We start from the raw sequence: 20,050 nt of genomic DNA on the forward strand, positions 1-20,050 counted from the left end.
CCGTCTAATCTTTAGCACGTTAAGAGTGTAATGGCGTCGGTATAAAACAAATTTCAAAGGCGAAATGGATATGAAACCACAAACACTAAACAACATAACTCGCGTTTTATTTGCAGTTGGGATGATGTCCGCAACGACTCAGGTCTATGGGGCAAGCGTACCCACGGGTGTTGAACTGGCGGCAAAGCAGGAATTAGTCCGTAACAATGGCAGTGAGCCGGCATCTCTGGATCCCCACAAGGTTGAAAGTGATATCGAGTTCAACATTATTCGCGATATGTTTGACGGGCTGGTGGCCGTCAAAAAGGATGGCTCTATTGAGCCGCTTTTAGCCGAAAGATGGGAGAACAAAAATAATAGTGTCTGGACGTTTCATCTACGCCCGGGGATCACATGGTCGGATGGTACAGCGATTACAGCAAAAGATGTGGTCTGGAGTTGGCAACGTCTTGTTGATCCTAAAACGGCATCACCATACGCCAGCTATCCGGGGAATATGCATATCCTTAACGCAGCAGATATCGCACAAGGTAAAAAGCCGGTAGATGCGTTGGGTGTAAAAGCGGTGGATGACTCGACTCTCGAGATTACCCTTACTCAGCCTACAGCCTCTTTTTTATCGATGTTGGCCCATCCCTCTTTAGTACCAATTGATCAAGTTCTTGTTAACCGCTTCGGAGATAAGTGGACCAAACCAGAACATATTGTGACCAGTGGGGCTTATAAAGTCACCGACTGGGTGGTCAACGAGCGTATCGTAGCGGAACGCAATACGCGCTACTGGAATAATAAGGCTACGGTAATCAATAAAGTCACCTATTTGCCTATCAGCGCGGAAACGGCGGATGTGAACCGTTTTAAGGCCGGGGAGATAGATATTACCTATACCATCCCTGTAAACCAGTTTGCCCAGTTGCGTAAAACATTTGGCAAGCAGGTCAGCGTTGAGCCTCAACTTGCAACTTACTATTACGAGTTTAATACCACTAACCCCCCCTTCAACGATCCACGTCTACGGCGTGCGCTCAATATGGGGTTAGATAAAGATATCATTGCTGACAAAGTGATGGCGCAGGGGCAAAGGCCTGCATGGGTCGTCAGTCAGCCTGAGATCGGCGGAGTGAAAATATCCCCGCCAGATTATTCAACATGGCCACGCGAAAAACGCCTCGCGGAGGCAAAAAGATTGCTGAATGAGGCAGGCTTTAACGAGGCCCATCCTTTAAGTTTCAATCTTCTCTACAACACAATGGAGACGCATCAACGAATTGCCATTGCGGCGAGCTCAATGTGGAAAAAAAATCTTGGCGTTGAGGCAAAGCTGCAGAATCAGGAATGGAAAACGATGCTGGATACGATGCATACCGGCAATTTTGATGCGGTGCGCTACGCATGGATCGCGGATTATGACGATGCAGCGACCTTCCTGAACAATTTCCGTACCGGAAGCAGTGAAAATACAAGTAAGTACAATAACAAAGCCTATGACGACGCGCTGGATGAGGCGGCGAAGGCGAAAGATGTCACCGAGCGAGGAAAATATTATCAGCAAGCAGAGGATATTCTGGCACGTGATGTTCCGGCAATTCCTGTCTATCACTACGTCCGTACACATTTAGTGAAACCTTGGGTCGGAGGTTTCAATCCCGATCCTCTTGGTTACTACCTCACTCAGGACATGTACATCAAAAAACATTAAATCTTTACCCGTATCCGCTTCTTTGTTGAACACTGTGTTGATTTTTAAAGCAATTAACCTGTTTTTGCTTGTTTTTCACGCAAACAAACATTGTCACGCTTTACATGAAGGGCGAGGATGTTTATAGTGCGCCTCACACCGGAAGTGTGGCCGAGCGGTTGAAGGCACCGGTCTTGAAAACCGGCGACCCGAAAGGGTTCCAGAGTTCGAATCTCTGCGCTTCCGCCATATAAGATGAGGGGTTACCGAAAGGTAACCCCTTTGTTTTTGAGGCGAAGAAAAAGAGTGTTGTCGGAGAATATCTTATCTCTCCATGAGCATCACAATTCCCTTATCAGATACCTGCATCCAGCGCAGAGAAAGTACGTCAGATTGCCGGGCTGCGGACAGTTACGATATTGCTGCCATAACGACGTGATAGGCACGCTTACAAATTGCCATAAAGTCTTCGTCAGTACTGTATCTTACGCGAGACTTAAGAGAAAATTTACTGACCCAGGCGCAGAGGTTTCCCTTAACGTAACCGCGTTCATATCCCCTGCGGTAAACACTCGACATACAGCTCATTTCCTGGTTGGACTGATTTTTACTTTGCAGGCCACGACGATCCATAAAATGACGAACGTCTGCCAGTTAGATTAAGTCAGCTTTAACTTTACCGTATACGGCGAAAAGTTTTTTTGATGTTGCAGATGATCTCGCGGTGTTCGTATTGCAAGCTCAGTTTAGTAGGCACTTTCAAGAAAATCTTCCAAGGCTTTTCGAACGTAATCACATCTGAATATTTGCATCGTCTTCCTCGTTTCGTTTGTGTAACGCTGACATGGTGAGGGTGGTTGGTCCCAGCGTCACGGTCTCCCTCGGCGTGGGTTTGTATTAGTAACGCATTCTGATTTTTTATACGCGGGGAGGGAGCTTGCTATCGCCCGGTTTCGCCAAATAAATAGATCCGAAATCGATTTTATCTTCTGTACTGATCTGCATGGTGTACTGTCCGTTCAGTATATCGTGGTATATGTCCAGATAATCATCGGGTTTACTTGTCGGTCTGGGATATATTAAAAATGGCCACGCTCCTCTATTTCCTGTTGTTTGGATGGTTGTGGATAACCGGTATAATCCATCAGTTCCGCGTCTGTTAGCAGACTATTTTCTCCGGTCATGTTGCTCTTTTCTCATCATCCAATAAAAAGCATCACGGCAGGCGTGTTCGATGTCAAACAGGGCAGGGTCTTCTTTCGCAAGCTTGCCGATAACGGGCCAGTTGTTATATCGAAATTGTTGAAGAGGGTAGATCCGGATTGCCATAGCCTCATTGCGATCTCATGCAAATAATGAGATCTAAATTCTAACAGTGATGGAATACATTTCTGATTACACTTAATGAGATTTAAAGTGAGAAATGCTTCTCATACGCGTAACCGTTACGTTTTTGGCGGATGTATCCAAAATTCAGAACAGCTGCAGGCATTCAATAATGCCGTTACTACCATCATATAGAACGATATATACTCATTGCTACGTTTGAGCGGTAGTTTCAGTATTGTTAGTGTACCTGTACTAAGTGTTCGCCAATCTCAAGATGGGCTTCCGGAAGCGGGTTTAACTGTTCGGCAGGTAATGCGCCGCCATCAACGGTAATTTGTGCTGCGGCAATTTTCTTAGCCTTAATTACCTCTAAGATGGCTTTTTGATCTTTTGAACAGATAACAAATCATCAGGCAGAAGCTTTTTATTATCGATCGTAAAGTAGACGAGACCTTTGCGGAGAGTGAATGTGTTTTGTTGTATCTTGAGCTATCCAGATTCATCGACATAAGGCACAACAGAATTAATTTCCTAAGCGTTTTTATCTTTATTTGCGAAAGATCTTATGCGTTCCGCCAGGCGATTCATTTCTTCGTCACGGGTTTCGGCATGTGCGCGAAAATTAGCATCGACAATAATATGGTTGCGCGTATCAGTAGTGAATTTCAGAAAAACGGCGTGGTTATCGATGCTCTGCATATCAGTAATGTTGGAAAATGGGACGGTAAGTATGTCGATGGCGTGTCCGAGTCCGCTGTAGTGAAAGATGCGAATAATGCCGTCATTCCACCGACATCGGTGATACGCCATTGTGGGCCAATACGCGCTTAAATAAGCAGCCAAAGGAAAAGAGGTTGAATGATCGCCGCAAAAGATGGTGTTCGAGGGCGTCGATCGCTCAGATATCATCTTTATGACCGGTCCGACTTTAATATAGAGATAGCATAATGTTGACTGGGCCATCTAGCGATATCGGCCAGTTCTTTTCCGAAGGACTCATACTGAGGATGGGATACTGGAGTCCAGCAGGTGCATCTTTGAGCTGAAGAAAAATTAATGATTAAAGAGCCCATAGATGCACCGCTCAACCGGAAGAAATATAGCAAAAGCGATGATTAAAATGAATAATATAATTACAACTTCAATTATCAAGAATAACCATTTTATTGCTTGAAATAACTACTTTATCCGAAGGGACACTTTTCATTACAAGCGTTCCAACACCAATTTTAACGTTATCACCGATTTCAATATCGTCTCCGATGATGCAGGAATGCGCACCCATTTCGACGTTATTGCCAACTTTGAAATTTATATCTATTCCTCTCTTGTTTCCACCAAGTGTACAGCATTGACGGATGACAAAGTGATCTCCTATAACGCAGTTTCTGTTGATGATTACAGAATTTGCATGCCATATTTTAAATCCTTTACCTATTTTTAAATGGTAGGATAATTCAACTCCAAGGAAAAACTCATTTACTATTTTATTGAGAATTACAAAAACGAGAGATAGTGGATACAATATCTTTGTTTTTGCATGTATCGTAGATAATCTAAATAGTAATATGACAACCTTAGATTTTGCATTGTTTATCTTCAAATCATAAATAAGTGTTTTGATGAAATTTTTCATGTTTATCCCTAAGAAGTATTAGCTACGATTAATAAATTTTTTAATTTTTCCAAAAATACACATCACGGCACATACCTAAATTTTCAGAAAAAAAGTTAGATGATTTTAGCCGTACGGTCATCACGTTACAAGCTATTAAAGTCGGTAAGCCGACCACTCCGATGCCTTACATTCATACAAAATTAAGTGAAACCCACGGGTGTAAGGCATGAGGATAAAAAGTCATTCACCCTGGCGGTGGTAGTATCCAGCGTCACCTGTAGAGGAAGTAGCATTTGATAATTACTTCAATTACTTGACAAAGTAGGCCCCTGCCACTGGGCGGCAGTAGGTGTACTGACAAGAACCGTTTGGGACTGGCTACATCCATCAGACCCATAAAGGTTGGTTGAAGGTGGATGTGTGGCGCCGTAATCACCACCAAATCAGGTTTTGGTCCACTGTTACCAGAGCTGTCAGCTAAGCATTTTCGTGTTATTAAATGCGAAAGGATAAAAATCTATGAAAGGAGGGGAGAATCCAGTAACGATCTTATTGATTCACACTAAATATTCTGTGACAGTAAACATCGGTATGGTGCGAGTGAGCGAATATCATCGACAAAATTTAAAAAACAATATTATTAAGACTCGGAGATGTTGGACTATCCCTGTCGATTCATTGTATTAATTTGTCATATATATATTGATGCGCTAAATACACGAAAACATTTTGATAACATTTACAAATGATGTTATTTTTTCGTTCTTGAAGTCCGCGACCCGAAAGGGTTCCAGAGTTCGAATGTCTGCGCTACCGCAAGCTATGATAAGGGGTTCTCGAAAGATAACCCCGTATTTTGCTTGTAAAGAAACGGGCTATAGCCGCAAAAATGCTGCCAAATAACCAAGTAATGTCTTATACCTTTTCATGTGTTTTGATCATGTACTACAGACAAACAACGGTCGTTTACCGACACTGAAGAGAAAGCTACTACCGCCTTGTCGTTTGATTGCGTAATTTATCTGTCTGTTAGGGTAAACGTAAAAAGCGGGCATAATGGTAGCGATAACATCATCGGGCAAACTCTCAACGTTATCGACCTTATTGATATTGGTTGATAAAAGTTGAAAGGTATTTTTGTTCTCCACCCATGTGTATGCGACATCCCTTCTAATCGTACCCTCCGGGTGGTTGGGGTGACGATAGCGCCCACTCACAGAGACGATTCCGCTCAGCGTTCGTCTGTTGTACATAAAGTCCAGCGTCAAGTTAGCTTGCGCATCCTTATTAAAGACAACAACCATTGCTGAGCAAGTTTCCGCAGCGCGCAATTTTGCTATGGCCTTTAGGTACAGATAGCCAAATGCGAGACCTGCAGAGAGAAAAAAAATTAATAAGCTAATCCTCTTTTTAGTCATCTCGCTTGATTCCACTAATATGGAGAGAGATACATCCTGGTGAAGACTCTGTAGTGTATTTATTTCTACAGGCTAATGCGGTCAAAGTAGGAGACGTAGCAGAAAGAGGAAAATAGACCCATGGATAGCTCTTGCAACTTAATCCTGTGTTCAGAATTAAGCTTTTATATTTCGAATAGGGATTATTGTTGTCATGAATGTCATTCCTCGTATGAAAATGGCAACCATTATCTGTCTCAATGAGAGTGTAATTGTTGAAGAAAGCGGGTTCTTCATGTGCATACCAAATGAAGCTTGTAACAATGAAGCCAGTGAAAAAAGCGATGAGAACAAGCATGACAGGCAAAAGCATTTTTTTAATTTGCTTTTCATTTTCAATAGGTGATGGTTGGGATAATGGTGTTATGAGAGGCTCTGACGAGGCATCATCAATAACGGGATTGAAGCTCTTATCAGGCAATTCCGAGTCTAAGGCGTTGGTAATATCAAGCGCAATGCTGTCAGTTGCTTCTACGATATCATCCTGTTTAATGATTCTGACACTGTCATCAATTTGGAAGCCTTTACGAGGAATGGTGGCGATGAGTTTTTGATCCGTGTCGCCCACTGCACGTAGTCCGCGTCGGACAATTGAAATATTCTGATAGAGAGTGTTGGCCGGAACCAACATTCCTTCCTCTTCCCATACTTTCTTGAAAAAATCTTGCTGCAGGACAATGTCGGGAGATGCCTCAAGTAATAGCAGAAGGCACCGACTTGCTGGGGTGGTTAAGATCACACTCACTTCAGGGTTTTTAAGGGAGGTTAATTTCTTTAAAACTGGTCTGAATTCAATACATTCGTTTATAATCCAGTGCATATACCTTTCAACGCAGCCAGGGCTGAGTTCCTTATCAACATTCCATATTAAACATAGCTATTACTCCATACAGTAATTTCAACATGATGTAAGAGTAATTTCCACGTTTTTTTGTAGCATGAATGAACATTGACAAGACTGCTTTAAGCACTCAAATTATCAACTTTCCTATATGGAGTTTGAAAAGGTCGATGCCAGGAGACAATTTTTTAGAATCTCCATTTTTCTTGAAGTTAAACTCTAAGGTATAAGAATAGTCAAAAAAATATAAACCTTCATAATGATTCAAGTACAATCATCATGTATTTTTATAAATGAATCATTATAGAGTATAAATATTTCACCGGCTCCCTTCACATAACCACTCTTCAGTGCCTCCCCGGGCCGGAGATACCATGTCGAGCTGGTATCCTCTGTGGCACCGCACCCTGGTTTTAATAATAACTTAAACCATGTATTTCCTTTATTAGCTACCTCCCCATGAGAGTGATCAAAAAACCATTCAAAGTTTATCTTACGAGGCCTCACGACAAGTATTGTATCCATTACGATGACCGGCATCATACTTATAATGTTGTCCTTCGCATTCTTTGATTTTTTGTTTTGAGGAGGAATTTCTTCAAATGCAATACGGTAGTAACGTTCTTTGTCATCAGCTGGGCCATGGTAATAAAACTTAAAAAAATCACCCTCGCCAGGTTTCAACATCATTTGTCGCGGTGCGAATAGTAGCTCTCCATCATTAGGCTGAAAATAAACCTCGGATGTTCCGGGGCTTACAATCGCCTTAATAGTTATGCGGTAAAGACGAGGCGCCTGATTATTATTTATAACCAGCTTTGCATACATATTGCTATCAGAGTTAATCGAAAAAGTTTGATTGCCGACATATATAGCATTTGCAAAAAAGGGTGCTAGCAAAAAAAAGATTAAGAAATATTTTGATAGTAGTTTAATTAACATTGCGCCATGTTGCCTTAATTCTAATTTCACCCGATGCGCTAACATCTCCGAACCATGTTGACTGGTTTAATGTATACAGAGAGCGCTCATCATTCATAGGTATTGAAAAACGAACATTTGATTTATTCATTAACCCCATAGAGCCGTTTGCACTAAACCATGGTGTCGTTAGCCAAAAAGCATCAGTCATATCGCGCCACAGACCATCGCAGCCGACATCATAAGTTTTATTTACTCCGTTTCTGGTTTTATAAATTAATGATGCGGGAAAAGGAACCTGAGTTATGCTGTTAGGCGATTTGAATATGCACCACGATCGCCCATGGATCTTTTGCGTAGGACCCGTTACGCTAATTAGCACTTCATCTGCAGAGGTCTTTCCATTGGTCGTAACGATATAATCAAAATCAAGCGAAGGAGTGTTTCTACCAATTTTTCCAGTGCGTGAAGGGTTTTGCACATAATCGGCCGAAATTATACTCACGCTAAAATCGCGTGGCTTGATAATGATCTGACTTGAAGTTGAGAATTCGTACCAACCTGATTCTGGAGCGAGGGCATTGTGCATTCTAAAATTGAAGAGATCGTTTGTATTACTGTCGCTAATGCCTAATTTTACCATTTGTTTGAAAAAATTTTGCGACAGAAAAATATAAATATTTCTCTTTCCTTTTAGTTCATTAAACGTAAAGTAATGACTTGTTTTGCTTACAGTCTTCCAGGTATTGCTATCCAGACTAAACTGCATATCCTGAGAATTTATTGCTGATTCTAGATCGGGTTTATTAATCGATGGAAAAACTTTTATTGTTGAGTTGCTCATCCCGTTGTCACGTAATGAGTAAGTGAGCATTTTACAGGCCAAACCGGAAATTTTCCCTATAACAAGGGGATAACAGCCAGAGTTGCCTTCTCCAATCGTAGGTATGCCATCGCTATTAATGAAAACTTCCGAAATGTTGTTGGTGTTTTCAAACTTAATATGAGCGCCTTTGGTATATGAGACTTTGCGGACGTACCAGTTACCTGAACCCAGATAGCGGCAGCGTTGGCCCAGTTTAGCGCTATAACTTTCCGCTGTAGTGCAGGTGTTAATGGTCATGGTAAAGTTACTTCCTACGGACGCATTATTTAGATAATGATAAAACTGATCGCTCATCATTCCATGCATCCATTTAGCTCCCCCTGCTGGAACGGATACGCCATAAAATCCAGCGGCATCCCTGGCCTCTGGCGAAATTAAACTTGTTGACATATCGCAGCCTTTATACCAGTTGATACAGCGTAACCCTGTCAGTAGATGTGAGGTGGGGGCCTTTTCAAGCCACATATCGAAACGGCGGTTACTTAACAAAAGTGTATTATATCCGTTATCAATATAGCCAAGGCTTTGCTGATATATGGTGCCTGAACCATTGTATTTTAGCCCTGTCCAACGGTTGGAGCCTGTCATCCGTGGATCCAGTGCACCAGTTGGTGTAACAAAAAAGTTATCGTTGTTATTATTTTCTACAAAAACATATTCGCGCGTAGGTGCGTCGGGAAATATAGTTTTATTAACGCCTGCTTCTGCATTCGTTATTTTTGAGAGTATAAATGCTAGTGTTAAGAATAAATAGTGTTTAACCTTCATTGGTCTCTCCCTCAACCATAGTGCCGGCAAAGGTTTTCAATCCCTGGCAAATAATATCGCCTACCCAAACTGCACCACGAGCATTACTGATATCAAGATTTGCTTCGCAACTCTTATTATCTTCGTAGCTAAAATCGACAGTAGGAAATTTTTTATCAATATCCATTACGAACTCACCATTACCATCTGTACGCGTCCGCCCAATATGGTTATTAATGTGAGCATGAGCAAGCAATGTTCCATCTTCAGCGCGTATCCGGCCTGAAACAGTTACCATTTGTTTGATTTCAGGTTTCATGGTAACAACATTGCCTGGATAAAGCGTGAATTGACCTTTTTTACCGTTTGCGATGTTATAGCTGTCAATAGAATTTTTACTATTTATAATTTCAACTTCATAACGTGAATAAGGATCTAAAGGAAGGTAGTTACGTTTACCAAGCAATGGGAAAAGGCGGCCATTGACTTTTGCAGTTAGTTGACCATTTTGCTCAATGTCAGTATGTAATATTACGCCAGCATTACCTTCTGTGCTGCCGCTAACACCTAACTCTTTTCCTTGCCAGCCGACACTGCCATTCGCAGTGAAGTTAGAGTTTAAATATCCATCCAGGCCGCTATTGATACTCAATGTTCCTGTGGAAAAACGGCTCTCATATTTTGTCCATGCAGTGGCACTCAGGTTTTTATTATTACTCTTCTCACCAGAAATGCCTCGGGAAAGGTCGGCACCAATAGCCTGTATAGTATTAGTCTCGTCAAACTGCTTCTGAGCGGAGATGTTTGCCATAGCATAACCATTTTGTTGCGTTATCCCTGCTCGAAAGGTGCTACCAAGTGGGAGCAGAAAATCAAAAGCGACATATTTTTGCATACGGCTTGTTTGCCGACTATTGCTGTGCTGGTAACGTTGCAGGCCTGCACGTAGACATAGTGAACCGAACTGGCCATTGTATAGTGTCTGCGTATAATCGGCAGTGTAATAATGACTATTATGTTGGTGATCTTTGTTATAACTCGCACTTAATGAACCAAGCCGGGACCAAAATGTATTAAGATTTAATGACGCACCCATTGAAATATTGGTGGCATCGCTCCGCCGAACTTTGTTTCCGATTGAAGTTTTTTCCTGGCTTAACCAGACAGTACTGAATCTTCCAGGCAAAGTAGCATTTAAGCTACTAATTGAACTCCATGACCCATCTGTAGCCAGCATATTTTGTAAACTTATTTGTAAATCCTCGAAAACAGGCCATGAAAGCTGCAATTCCCCGATACTGACAGAATCATAGTTATACGCTGAGGCTATCCAGGATAAAGCATGAAGTGTACCGGACGTGGACAAGCCAATCAGTAAACTGTTTTTAGCTTCCTGAATTTCCCTCTCGCCACTCTCCCATTGCTCAATATGCATGTTGCCTCCCCAAAATTGCCAACGGAATGGCATTCCCGCAGATTTGCCGCGAGCGAAAAGCTTATTAACTCTTTGAATAGTTTGGTTTATATGTTGGCCATTAACGATCACATCGACTTTGATATCGTAGATACCATAGGGGAGTCCGCTGGTATCAACTTCATGACTACCCATGCTGAAATTTTGTACGCTGAGAAGTTTACCGTCTCGAGATAGGTGAACTTCGCCAGCAGAAGGTAAAAACACAATGACTGGTACAACAGAATGTGAATCATTGAAGACTGTTGACTGGGCATAGTTACCCCAGGAGAAGCCATAAATTTTTCCTGAAGGAAGCGCGGTAACAGAACCAAGCGACTGTAAATTCCATGCATCTAACATGCCACCTGCAAGTCTAAAGCCTGAAAAGTCACGTTCGTACATAGCACGATAAAATTGGGCTTGTTGGGAATTAGATCCCAGACCGTACATAGTACCATTCACCATTAAATGGTGCTCTTTTAATGCTGTAACAGAATCAAATGAAAGATAGTTGGAAGTGCTGCTTTCACCCCCCTTCATCTTATTGTTATAAATGCCAAAGTTATAACTCAGCGTGCCGCTTAAATTTTCCGCACTGGATTTACCTATGTCCTCAATCTTGGGACGAAAGAGAGTCTTGAGCGCCTGCTGAGTTACAATTATTTGTAATGTAAGTTGCTGGAAATTTAAATATAGCCAAGCGTTATCGGTGAGAGATATTTTAAACTCTTCATTAAATGCAACATCTTTAAGGCTATCTATTTTTGAACGTGTAACTTCATTCAATGAAGCATTGCCGTTTTGATCTTCAAGCTCAATTAAACGTACTTTTACCATATTATCATCAAGCCATATGGAAGCCGTGCCAATACGCTGATCATCTTCTGTACCAGAAGACCCATTCAGGTGGATATATAAAGGGATGCTCATACCATCTTGTAATGCTTTTCTAAAAGCATCAGGAACCATTATGCCGGCGATATGTAAGTTTTGAAAAGGAGTAGAGTAAACTTCATTCATACCAGCAAAGAAAATGACTGTATAAGTAACGCAAGCTTGGAAGATCTTGTTCTCGACAATGCGCACAGATTACGTCTTCCGAAAACTATTTTACTGAAACGAAATGGTTCTCTTGCCAGAATGCTACACGACCATTTCTATCTGCAACGTTGACCCGCGTAAATTTTCGCGATTTTCCTGGCATAAGGTAATAATTCTCTTTGCAAGAGTCGCCATCAGTGGGTTTCAAACATGGCCCATAAGCAATGATACGCAAAGTTGCATTTCCTGGATTAGTGATTTTCCCTTCAGAGTAGTGGTATGCATATTTTGCTTTGCGTGGCGCAACTACTAATATTGAACTGATTAACGCTGAGGCTGTGGCAACGGCATGACGCTTTGCGTTGCTCCTTTTCCCTTCGCTCAATGCTTGGTCGGACCATAGAATACGGTAATAGCGTTCTTTATCATCATTCGGACCTTTATAGAAAAAACGAATAGTCTCATTGCTATTAGCCGGAAGCAGCAAACTCCCGGGTGTCAAAAGAAGTTCATCTTTACTCTCCATAGGAATGATGCTACCGCCTTCCAAAGGGTTTGTTATTCTTTCGACTTTGATATTAATAAGGCGACCTGTATTGGTAGAGTTTTTGATCTCTTTATTAATAATGGAACTATCGCTATACATAAAAGAAGATATATCGCCAATATCTAATGCGTAAGTGGGCATCATGAAACTTAAACAAATGGCAAAAGTTAGAAAATTCTTCGTCATATCCATTCTCCTAAAAAAAAGGAGCGGTCCCTCGCTCCTCAAATATTGGAAATTAGCTAGTCCAGGTTGCATCAAACTGAACGCTAACATCGCCGCTCCAAATACCTTCTGGCAATACGCTCAAATCTGTTGCAGGCGTCGTTCCGTCAGTCGTTGCACTTGCAATTGAGAATGTAAATGCATCCTGACCGGCAAAACGACCTGCATTATTTTAATTAGAAGCAATATTGCCAAGACCACCACTTTGACCAGAAAGAGTATCAACAAGAACAGTATCAGTCGTTTTGTTAACTGCGTTACCGAAGTAATTAACACCAACATTAAGCGTGGACCCTGATCCATCAAGCTGTGTTAGCGTGTTACTCACTAATCGTGAGGTGAGTTTGAATGCCGTTGCACTTGAATCGCCTTCAACTGCAACGTCAAAAAGACCTTTTTGTGTATTGAAACCTTTAACGCCCTCTGCGTATTGAAAAGAAAGACTTCCTAGAGGCGTTACAACTAATTTACTTGTTGTATCTTTTTTTGCCGTGGCGGACCACGTTGCAACAGCTTGTGCTGAAGTGTCAGCTGCCTGAACTGCACCCATGTTAAAAGAAGACAATAATGCAAGCGCTAGAATTTTACGTTTCATAAATGCACCTTACTCTTAATGTTTTTAACCTTGAAGGTTCCTTGTATGCACAAGGATTTTTTCTAATCGGTACTTCTATCAAATAGTCAAACCGATCATAAGAAGCTAAGAAAGTATAACTTGAATATATGCGCTAATAACAACTCAATACCTTACAGTTGCGTTAGTTAATGAGTGCTTAGCAACTTTTAATTAATCATGAGCTTACGCAAAATATTTGCTCCTCACAAAAATAATAACCTTGATGCGAAATAATCGGATAGTAATAAAATGTTATGCTGCGAATAAATAATAACTGTTAACTAATTGTGCTCTTTTCATCTGAAGCAATGCCGCTTACCGCCTTGTTGATAACATTTCGTTAACCTTTTTGTTTTGCCTTTATAATACCGTTGATTTCTTTTTAAGAAGTAAATAAATTTTATTTAAATGAATGATTGTTTATTTAAGGGTGCCTCGATGCGTTCTTTTAAGATTTAAATTTTATCACCAACCTTAAAGACTATGCTGAGACTGAGTTTCATCCCTGGCTGTAGATATCCCGCAACAAAAATGTATTGTCTGGTTGAAAATTCATGCTCAGTCCGCGCGTAAGCACCGGTGAGGGTCGTTCATTTTTCTTTGCCTTTGTGATGTAGAAGATATCTATGCTCACTATTTATTTGTATGGCCTATATTAGGCGCTCTGGAATTTATTATAGATATGATTAAATTTTGTAATTTGTTGATATCAAAGGAAAAATGGAAAATTTTCTTAAGCAGCCTTAATAAAAAATTTTCTATCCTTTAAGGGTAATTCACTTGTTTTAATACTTGCTTTAGTAATAATTAAAAAATTCCTATCGGCTCTCCATTTTTGAAGGCGTATCAAGAAAAAAGTATAATATTCCCCTTGATTTAAGAAGCATACATCTGATGTTCTTACATGTACTTTGGTTCTATATGGTAAAAGTGTTAAGACAAACGAGGAAGTTCCAAATGTTAATGTGGTTTTAGTCTGCATTACGAATTTAAATGCCTGAATTAGCCGCATTTGTAATATTAGTTTCTTTGAACGAATAAGCTCATCTTAATAAGTTGCATAAATTACAGGTAGGTAATCAATGAAAAGTGAAAGGATCACAGGAATGTTAATGAAATTTAATCCAATAGCAGCGTCTATTCTGCTCTCTCTACCGGTTATAGTTCAAGCAGCAAATCTCAATATCAAAAATGGTACCCTCTTCAAAGCAAATGGCGTGCCGATAATAAACATTGCAAAACCAAATGAAAATGGTCTTTCTCATAATGTTTATGATGATTTCAACGTTGGTAAGGATGGGGTGATTTTTAATAATAGCTCTTCCGGTACTAATACTGTAATTGGTGGTTCAATTGCGGGTAATAGTAATCTTACTTCTGGTAGCGCCAACGTTATCCTTAATGAAGTTACGTCCAATAAATCCAGTATGCTTGAAGGCCTGATGGAAGTTGCAGGGGATAAGGCACACTTGGTTATTGCCAATCCTAATGGTATTTCAACAACTATGGGAAGTGGTTTTATCAATACCAGTAAGGCTACCATCACGACCGGTAAACCCGATATTCAAAATGGTGCGTTAAAAGGTTATTCAGTTGGGGGCGGCATTATCAACGTCCAGGGGTTAATGAGTTCTTCACCAACAGAGATCCTTGCTCGCTCTGTGGCGGTGCAAGGCCAAATCGTGACAGATGAGCTTACCGTGATCGCAGGCAATAATTATATCAATGAAAACGCAGCAGTCTCGGGACATGTAACGGCGAGCGGAGCCAGAAACACATATGCAGTTGATGTTTCAGACTTGGGTGGAATGTACGCTAATCGCATTAATCTAATCAGTACTGAAAGCGGTGTTGGTGTAAGAAATACAGGGATAATTGCAGGCGGTGCAGATAATATCGTAATTGATGTAAACGGCAAGTTCATTAACAGCAATGGCAATGTACAAGCGGTTGGAGAAACTCAAATCACAACTAATGGAGCTCTGGATAATATTGGTGGTGACATCGCTGGTAAAGGTAAGATACTCATCAATACAGCAAAAAATGTTGTTAACAACACCACGGCAGGTAGTATTTCCTCAGAGGCTGATATCTATATCGATAGTGGTGAGTTTAATAATAAAAATGGAAAAGTTGCCTCTAGTGGTGTACTAGGCATTAATACCAATGGTAAAACATTAACTAACACTGGCAAGGGTACTGCTGTAGGATTGGAGGCAGGTGTTGTTGCCCTGAAAACCGGTAAGTTAGATAACCGGACTGGTCAGATTAAAGGTGGTTATTTAGCCTTTGAAACTTCAGAATTAACTAATGTAGGAGGTGAAATTCAATCTGCTGGCAAGATTGATATGATTAGCTCTGGAAATATAGACAATACTAAAGGCCTTATCAGGTCTCAAGCAGGTGGTATACAGATTGAGACGGCAAAGTCTTTTATTAATAAAGAAAACATTACTGCTGATGCTACAAGTAGCGACTCCTTAGGACTGATTTCAGGCGATGGTGGAATTAAAGTAAAGGCTGGCGTAATTAATAATTCCACAGGCGGAATAAGTTCATCGGGAAGTATCTCTCTGGCAAGTGATAGCACTATCAATAATGGTAATGGCAAAATTGCTGCTGATAAATCCGTGTCACTTTCTGCAATTGGAAATATTGAAAACTCGAGCGGAAGAGTTCTTTCTAAAGACACCATCTCAGTCGTTGGTTCCACAATGGATAACAGTCTTTATGTCGGGCAAATCATTGGCGATCGTGGTATCAAAATCGATTTGACCGGATACTTTAATAACCATATTGGCTTAGTAAGCTCACAGTTTGGCAATGTTGATATCGAAGCTAAAAATGTCAAAAACATCGGTGGCATGATTCTTGGTAAAGATATTTCAATCAAAACTGAAGCAGATGTTGATAACTATCACGGCTTGATGGTGGCAAGTAATGTACTGAATATTGATGCTAAAACAAATGTTAATAACTCCTATGGAGAGAATTTTGGGAAAGTATATGGTAATTATTTCGGTATACCAGGCCAGATTGGTGGGTTGATTGGGAGCAACGGAGTTTCAATCAATGCTCAGTCAGTTAACAACAACCATAGCCGTATCATTGCGGAGTATGGTCCATTAACCATGAATGTTCTGGAAACACTTAGTAGCGATCGCGCTTTAATAGCTAGCGGTAGTGATGCAAATATTATTGCGAAACGATTAACTAATAATTACTCCACAATTCATAGCGCTGGAGATCTTAATATTGACGTCAATTCGCTATCCAATTACAGTACTGGAACAATCGAAAGCAATGATGCAACGGGAATAATTTCTTCCGATCGGCATCTCTCATTAATTGTGGGTAGTGCTTTCACTAATTATGGGTGGGTAAGCAGTAAGCAAAACTCATTAGTACGCGTGGCGGGTGTATTACATAATTATAATACTATCTCCGCTGATAATACGTTAGAAGTTGACACGTCAGGTACTCTTACTAATGAGAAAGATATTGTGGCGGGTACAATACTATATGTTGAATCAGATGGAAATGTTGTTAACAGCAGCAAAGGCAATCTGGTTGGTAGTTCAGCGTTTATAAAGGCGGGAACTGATTTAACTAACTATGGTAATGTGGTGGCATGGGATTATCTCGATGTCCAGGCTGCTCGCACAATTTATAATTATAAAAATATCTATACTCAAGGCAATGCGTTCATTACTTCGAAAATGGTACATAACTCAGGAGCTAATGCTATTTTAGGTGGTGAAAGGGGCGTTATACTAAATACTGAACAATTGACCGGGTCAGGCACTATTGTTGGTTTGTGATTTAAATACACAATGAAAAGCAGCAGTTTCTCTGCTGCTTTTCAAAAATAAGAGCGATCGTAATAGTGCAACTTCATAAGTTATATCTTATTATTTGTTTTTTTTGTTTTCATGTGGTAGCAGCGGATAATCTGGACACGTTTGCGAAAGAGCAGCAACGCAATGACTCGAATGTATTGCGTGAAAATAAACTTACTAAAAAAAATGTGTTCTCAAACAAAAGAGAGTTGCTTATCAATAACATACAGATCCCTCATGATAAAGTATGCTATAAAATTGATAAGTTTATTTTTAGTAATGATTTTATACATGATCGTAATATCAGCGCTATTAAAAATAAATTCTCTGGGCATTGTATTGGTATCAGCGCCATACGAATTTTAGCTAAGATTATTCAGGACTATTTTATTAATGTCAGGTTTGTAACAACACGTGTAGATATCCCCAATCAAGATTTGACAACGGGGCAGCTTATCTTAACGATAGTTCCTGGTCGGATAGAGCATATTATAATTGAAGGTAAAGATGTTAACTCTTATATATTGCCTTTTAAAGAAGGTGATATTGTAAATCTAAGAGATATAGAGCAGGGGCTAGAGAATTTGCAAAGAACACCTGCGGTTGATGTAAAAATAAACATTGCTCCTGGAAGTCGTAACGGGTACAGCAAAATATTAATTAATACGCACCGCGCTAAAAAATGGAGTGTCAAAGCAAACTATAGTAACCAGGGGGATAAAAGTACGGGGCAAAACCTATTTAGTGCGGCTTTTTATCTATTTAATGTCGCAGGCTTAAGTGATATAGGTTATTTGTCTGGGGCGAGTAGTACGACAGGGGGTTACAAAAACATTACCGCTTGGTACTCTTTCCCATATGGCTTTTGGGAGTATGAATTTATATATAGCACAAGTTTTTCTAACCAAAATATTCCTATAGCTGACTGGCATTATAATTATATCGGTAAAAATAAATATTACAGTATCAAAAGCACGCGCCTGCTTTATCGTGATATGTCCAAGAAAATTTCTGCAAGTATAGAGCTTTTTAAAAGAAAATCAGGTTACGAGTTCGGTGGAGTCCAGCTGGCCATGCAAAAGCGTGACATGAGCAACCTGAAGCTAGCGCTCAATTACCTCCAGAGCTTTGATGGGGCCTCACTGGACTCAACATTAAGCTGGCAACGATTTGTTAAATGGCCTGGGGGGAAGGAAACTCCAGATATGTTATCAGGCGACGTAGACAGTGTTAGTCACATCTATAACTTAAATATGACTTATTTGAAGGTAATGAAGCTATTAACTTCTCCAGCCTGGTATGAGATGACTATAGGTGCGCAATATAGCCCTGAATCACTAACCATTCAGGATCAGTTTAATTTAGGCAATCGCTGGAATGTACGAGGTTTTGAAAATAGTTCTGGTGTGGATGCTATAAATGCTTTCTATATACAAAACACTCTTAATATTACAACTGCCTTTAATGGGGTAACTTCTTTCTTCGGAACTGATTATGGGCAAGTTGGTAATAACCAATCCACGCGGCAACTATATGGTGGCAACAAACTTATGGGTATTACCGGTGGAGTAAAAGGGAATGTTCAGTCTTTGGGATATGAATTATCATTATCCCTTCCTTTACTCTATCCTTCCAAAATGATTGTTGATGATTTTACGGCGAAATTTAACTTCAGTTATCAGTTCTAGTATCTATGGCAAAAAATAATCTTTATCTCGGTACTGACATCGTTGAAGTAAGTAAGATTACCAGGGCAATAAACCATGGGGGGAATAATTTCCTTTATCGCGTTTTTTCTTCATCCGAAAGAGCGCAGTTTGTTGCAGAAGCGCTGGATTATGAAAGAGCTTCGGGTTTTTGGGCTGCAAAAGAGTCTCTTGTTAAGGCGTTAGGCTTAGGGTTCCGTGAAGGCATAACCTTTCAGGATATGGAGATTCAGCATGACCGTTTAGGTTGCCCCTTTTTTTCTCTTTCTGGACGTATAGCACAGATAATCAAGGAGCGAGGAATAGAACATATCTCTTTAAGCATATCTCACTGTCGAACACATGCTGTTGCAGTAACAATTATATCCCGATGAAGGAAAAACAAAAATGTATGCATATAAGGATTTGAAAACAAAAAACGTGCTTATTTCCGGCGCAAGCGGAGATATTGGCCTGGCAACATGTGAGAGATATCTTGAACAGGGTTGTAATGTCTTCGCATTATTTAAAAGCAACGTAGAGCCGCTTCGTTTATTAAGCGAGCAACATGACTACGGCTGTCGTTTGACTACCTTACAGTGCGATCTTACTAATAATGAGAGTCTGAGTGAACTGATTATCTATCTTAGCTCTGCTATCTCGCAACTTGACATTCTTATTAATAATGCTGGGGTTGTTAAAGACAATCTTTTTTCCGCTATAAGTTTCGAGGATTTTAATATGGTTATCGAAACTAATATGTTGAGCACCTTTAACCTTACCAAAGCGATGTTAAAATTCCTGCGAAGTGCGGAAAATGCGACGATTATTAATGTTGCTTCTATCGCTGCAATTATTCCTAGTGTTGGACAGACAAACTACAGTGCTTCTAAGGGGGCCTTACTAGGCTTTACCCGGACTCTGGCTGCTGAACTTGCACCACGCGGCATTCGTGTTAACGCCGTAGCGCCGGGAATGATTGCTTCAAAGATGGTTAAAAAGGTCTCAAGGACTGTTGTTCGTGATGTAACCAACTCAATCCCACTCAAGCGGTTAGGAAACTGTAATGAAGTTGCTGATACTATCGTTTGGTTATCGTCAGCAGCATCCAGTTATATCGTTGGGCAAACTATTGTTGTTGATGGTGGACTGGTCATGCGGTGA

12 protein-coding genes, 1 tRNA gene and 2 pseudogenes are annotated in these 20,050 nt (G+C 40.4%); 7 read left to right on the forward strand and 8 right to left on the reverse strand.

The window, feature by feature from the left end; all coding sequences use genetic code 11:
- Window positions 1–70 precede the first annotated feature (70 nt).
- The 3 genes and pseudogenes from HF650_RS08790 to HF650_RS25245 form a co-directional block, all read left to right on the forward strand.
- Window positions 71–1,699 carry an ABC transporter substrate-binding protein gene (locus HF650_RS08790; RefSeq protein WP_187802019.1) on the forward strand — a complete coding sequence of 543 codons (1,629 nt, stop codon included), beginning with the start codon at window positions 71–73 and terminating at the stop codon, window positions 1,697–1,699.
- 140 nt (window positions 1,700–1,839) lie between these two features.
- Window positions 1,840–1,927: transfer RNA gene (locus tag HF650_RS08795), tRNA-Ser, on the forward strand.
- A gap of 1,695 nt (window positions 1,928–3,622) precedes the next feature.
- Window positions 3,623–3,866: pseudogene (locus HF650_RS25245) on the forward strand (hypothetical protein); the annotation flags it as partial.
- Between the two features lie 282 nt (window positions 3,867–4,148).
- Here the strand turns inward: HF650_RS25245 and HF650_RS08805 are convergent.
- The 8 genes and pseudogenes from HF650_RS08805 to HF650_RS08840 all read right to left on the reverse strand — a co-directional run bounded on the left by HF650_RS08805 (window position 4,149) and on the right by HF650_RS08840 (window position 13,341).
- On the reverse strand, window positions 4,149–4,643 hold the full coding sequence (locus HF650_RS08805) for a serine acetyltransferase (protein WP_187802021.1): 495 nt from the start codon (window positions 4,641–4,643) through the stop codon (window positions 4,149–4,151).
- 920 nt (window positions 4,644–5,563) lie between these two features.
- Window positions 5,564–6,043, reverse strand: a complete 480-nt coding sequence (locus tag HF650_RS08810) for a hypothetical protein (RefSeq protein ID WP_187802022.1) — start codon at window positions 6,041–6,043, stop codon at window positions 5,564–5,566.
- Window positions 6,036–6,902 carry a transcriptional regulator gene (locus HF650_RS08815; protein WP_187802023.1) on the reverse strand — a complete coding sequence of 289 codons (867 nt, stop codon included), beginning with the start codon at window positions 6,900–6,902 and terminating at the stop codon, window positions 6,036–6,038. The genes HF650_RS08810 and HF650_RS08815 overlap by 8 nt, the downstream gene beginning before the upstream one ends.
- Before the next feature lie 285 nt (window positions 6,903–7,187).
- Window positions 7,188–7,865 (reverse strand): fimbria/pilus periplasmic chaperone, encoded by a 678-nt coding sequence (locus HF650_RS08820; protein ID WP_187802024.1) that lies wholly within the window; start codon window positions 7,863–7,865, stop codon window positions 7,188–7,190.
- Entirely contained in the window at window positions 7,855–9,498 is a 1,644-nt protein-coding gene (locus HF650_RS08825; protein ID WP_187802025.1) for a hypothetical protein, read from the reverse strand. Before HF650_RS08825 ends, HF650_RS08820 begins: the two co-directional genes overlap by 11 nt.
- Window positions 9,488–11,968: a CS1-pili formation C-terminal domain-containing protein gene (locus tag HF650_RS08830; RefSeq protein ID WP_346014256.1), complete on the reverse strand. Its 2,481-nt coding sequence runs from the start codon at window positions 11,966–11,968 to the stop codon at window positions 9,488–9,490. Before HF650_RS08830 ends, HF650_RS08825 begins: the two co-directional genes overlap by 11 nt.
- Before the next feature lie 70 nt (window positions 11,969–12,038).
- Window positions 12,039–12,707, reverse strand: a complete 669-nt coding sequence (locus HF650_RS08835) for a hypothetical protein (protein ID WP_187802026.1) — start codon at window positions 12,705–12,707, stop codon at window positions 12,039–12,041.
- A 52-nt stretch (window positions 12,708–12,759) separates the two neighbouring features.
- A pseudogene (locus HF650_RS08840) lies at window positions 12,760–13,341 on the reverse strand (common pilus major fimbrillin subunit EcpA).
- A gap of 1,133 nt (window positions 13,342–14,474) precedes the next feature.
- Between HF650_RS08840 and HF650_RS08845 the strand changes: the two are divergent.
- The 4 genes from HF650_RS08845 to HF650_RS08860 all read left to right on the forward strand — a co-directional run bounded on the left by HF650_RS08845 (window position 14,475) and on the right by HF650_RS08860 (window position 20,050).
- A complete protein-coding gene (locus HF650_RS08845) occupies window positions 14,475–17,183 on the forward strand; it encodes a filamentous hemagglutinin N-terminal domain-containing protein (protein ID WP_223284287.1) in 2,709 nt (902 codons plus the stop codon).
- Between the two features lie 65 nt (window positions 17,184–17,248).
- Window positions 17,249–18,889 (forward strand): ShlB/FhaC/HecB family hemolysin secretion/activation protein, encoded by a 1,641-nt coding sequence (locus HF650_RS08850; RefSeq protein WP_187802028.1) that lies wholly within the window; start codon window positions 17,249–17,251, stop codon window positions 18,887–18,889.
- Window positions 18,890–18,894: 5 nt separating this feature from the next.
- A complete protein-coding gene (gene acpS, locus HF650_RS08855; protein ID WP_187802029.1) occupies window positions 18,895–19,281 on the forward strand; it encodes a holo-ACP synthase in 387 nt (128 codons plus the stop codon).
- 13 nt (window positions 19,282–19,294) lie between these two features.
- The gene (locus HF650_RS08860) at window positions 19,295–20,050 is read left to right on the forward strand and encodes an SDR family NAD(P)-dependent oxidoreductase (protein WP_187802030.1); all 756 of its coding nucleotides are present in this window, start codon (window positions 19,295–19,297) and stop codon (window positions 20,048–20,050) included.

The organism is Kosakonia sp. SMBL-WEM22 (assembly GCF_014490785.1).
GTDB lineage: Bacteria > Pseudomonadota > Gammaproteobacteria > Enterobacterales > Enterobacteriaceae > Kosakonia.

Coding starts and splice junctions, on each gene's coding strand:
- HF650_RS08805 (WP_187802021.1), bottom strand. CDS start 4,643: ATGAAAAATTTCATCAAAACACTTATTTATGATTTGAAGATAAACAAT.
- HF650_RS08860 (WP_187802030.1), top strand. CDS start 19,295: ATGTATGCATATAAGGATTTGAAAACAAAAAACGTGCTTATTTCCGGC.
- HF650_RS08810 (WP_187802022.1), bottom strand. CDS start 6,043: ATGACTAAAAAGAGGATTAGCTTATTAATTTTTTTTCTCTCTGCAGGT.
- HF650_RS08825 (WP_187802025.1), bottom strand. CDS start 9,498: ATGAAGGTTAAACACTATTTATTCTTAACACTAGCATTTATACTCTCA.
- HF650_RS08790 (WP_187802019.1), top strand. CDS start 71: ATGAAACCACAAACACTAAACAACATAACTCGCGTTTTATTTGCAGTT.
- acpS (WP_187802029.1), top strand. CDS start 18,895: ATGGCAAAAAATAATCTTTATCTCGGTACTGACATCGTTGAAGTAAGT.
- HF650_RS08845 (WP_223284287.1), top strand. CDS start 14,475: ATGAAATTTAATCCAATAGCAGCGTCTATTCTGCTCTCTCTACCGGTT.
- HF650_RS08820 (WP_187802024.1), bottom strand. CDS start 7,865: ATGTTAATTAAACTACTATCAAAATATTTCTTAATCTTTTTTTTGCTA.
- HF650_RS08815 (WP_187802023.1), bottom strand. CDS start 6,902: ATGCACTGGATTATAAACGAATGTATTGAATTCAGACCAGTTTTAAAG.
- HF650_RS08835 (WP_187802026.1), bottom strand. CDS start 12,707: ATGACGAAGAATTTTCTAACTTTTGCCATTTGTTTAAGTTTCATGATG.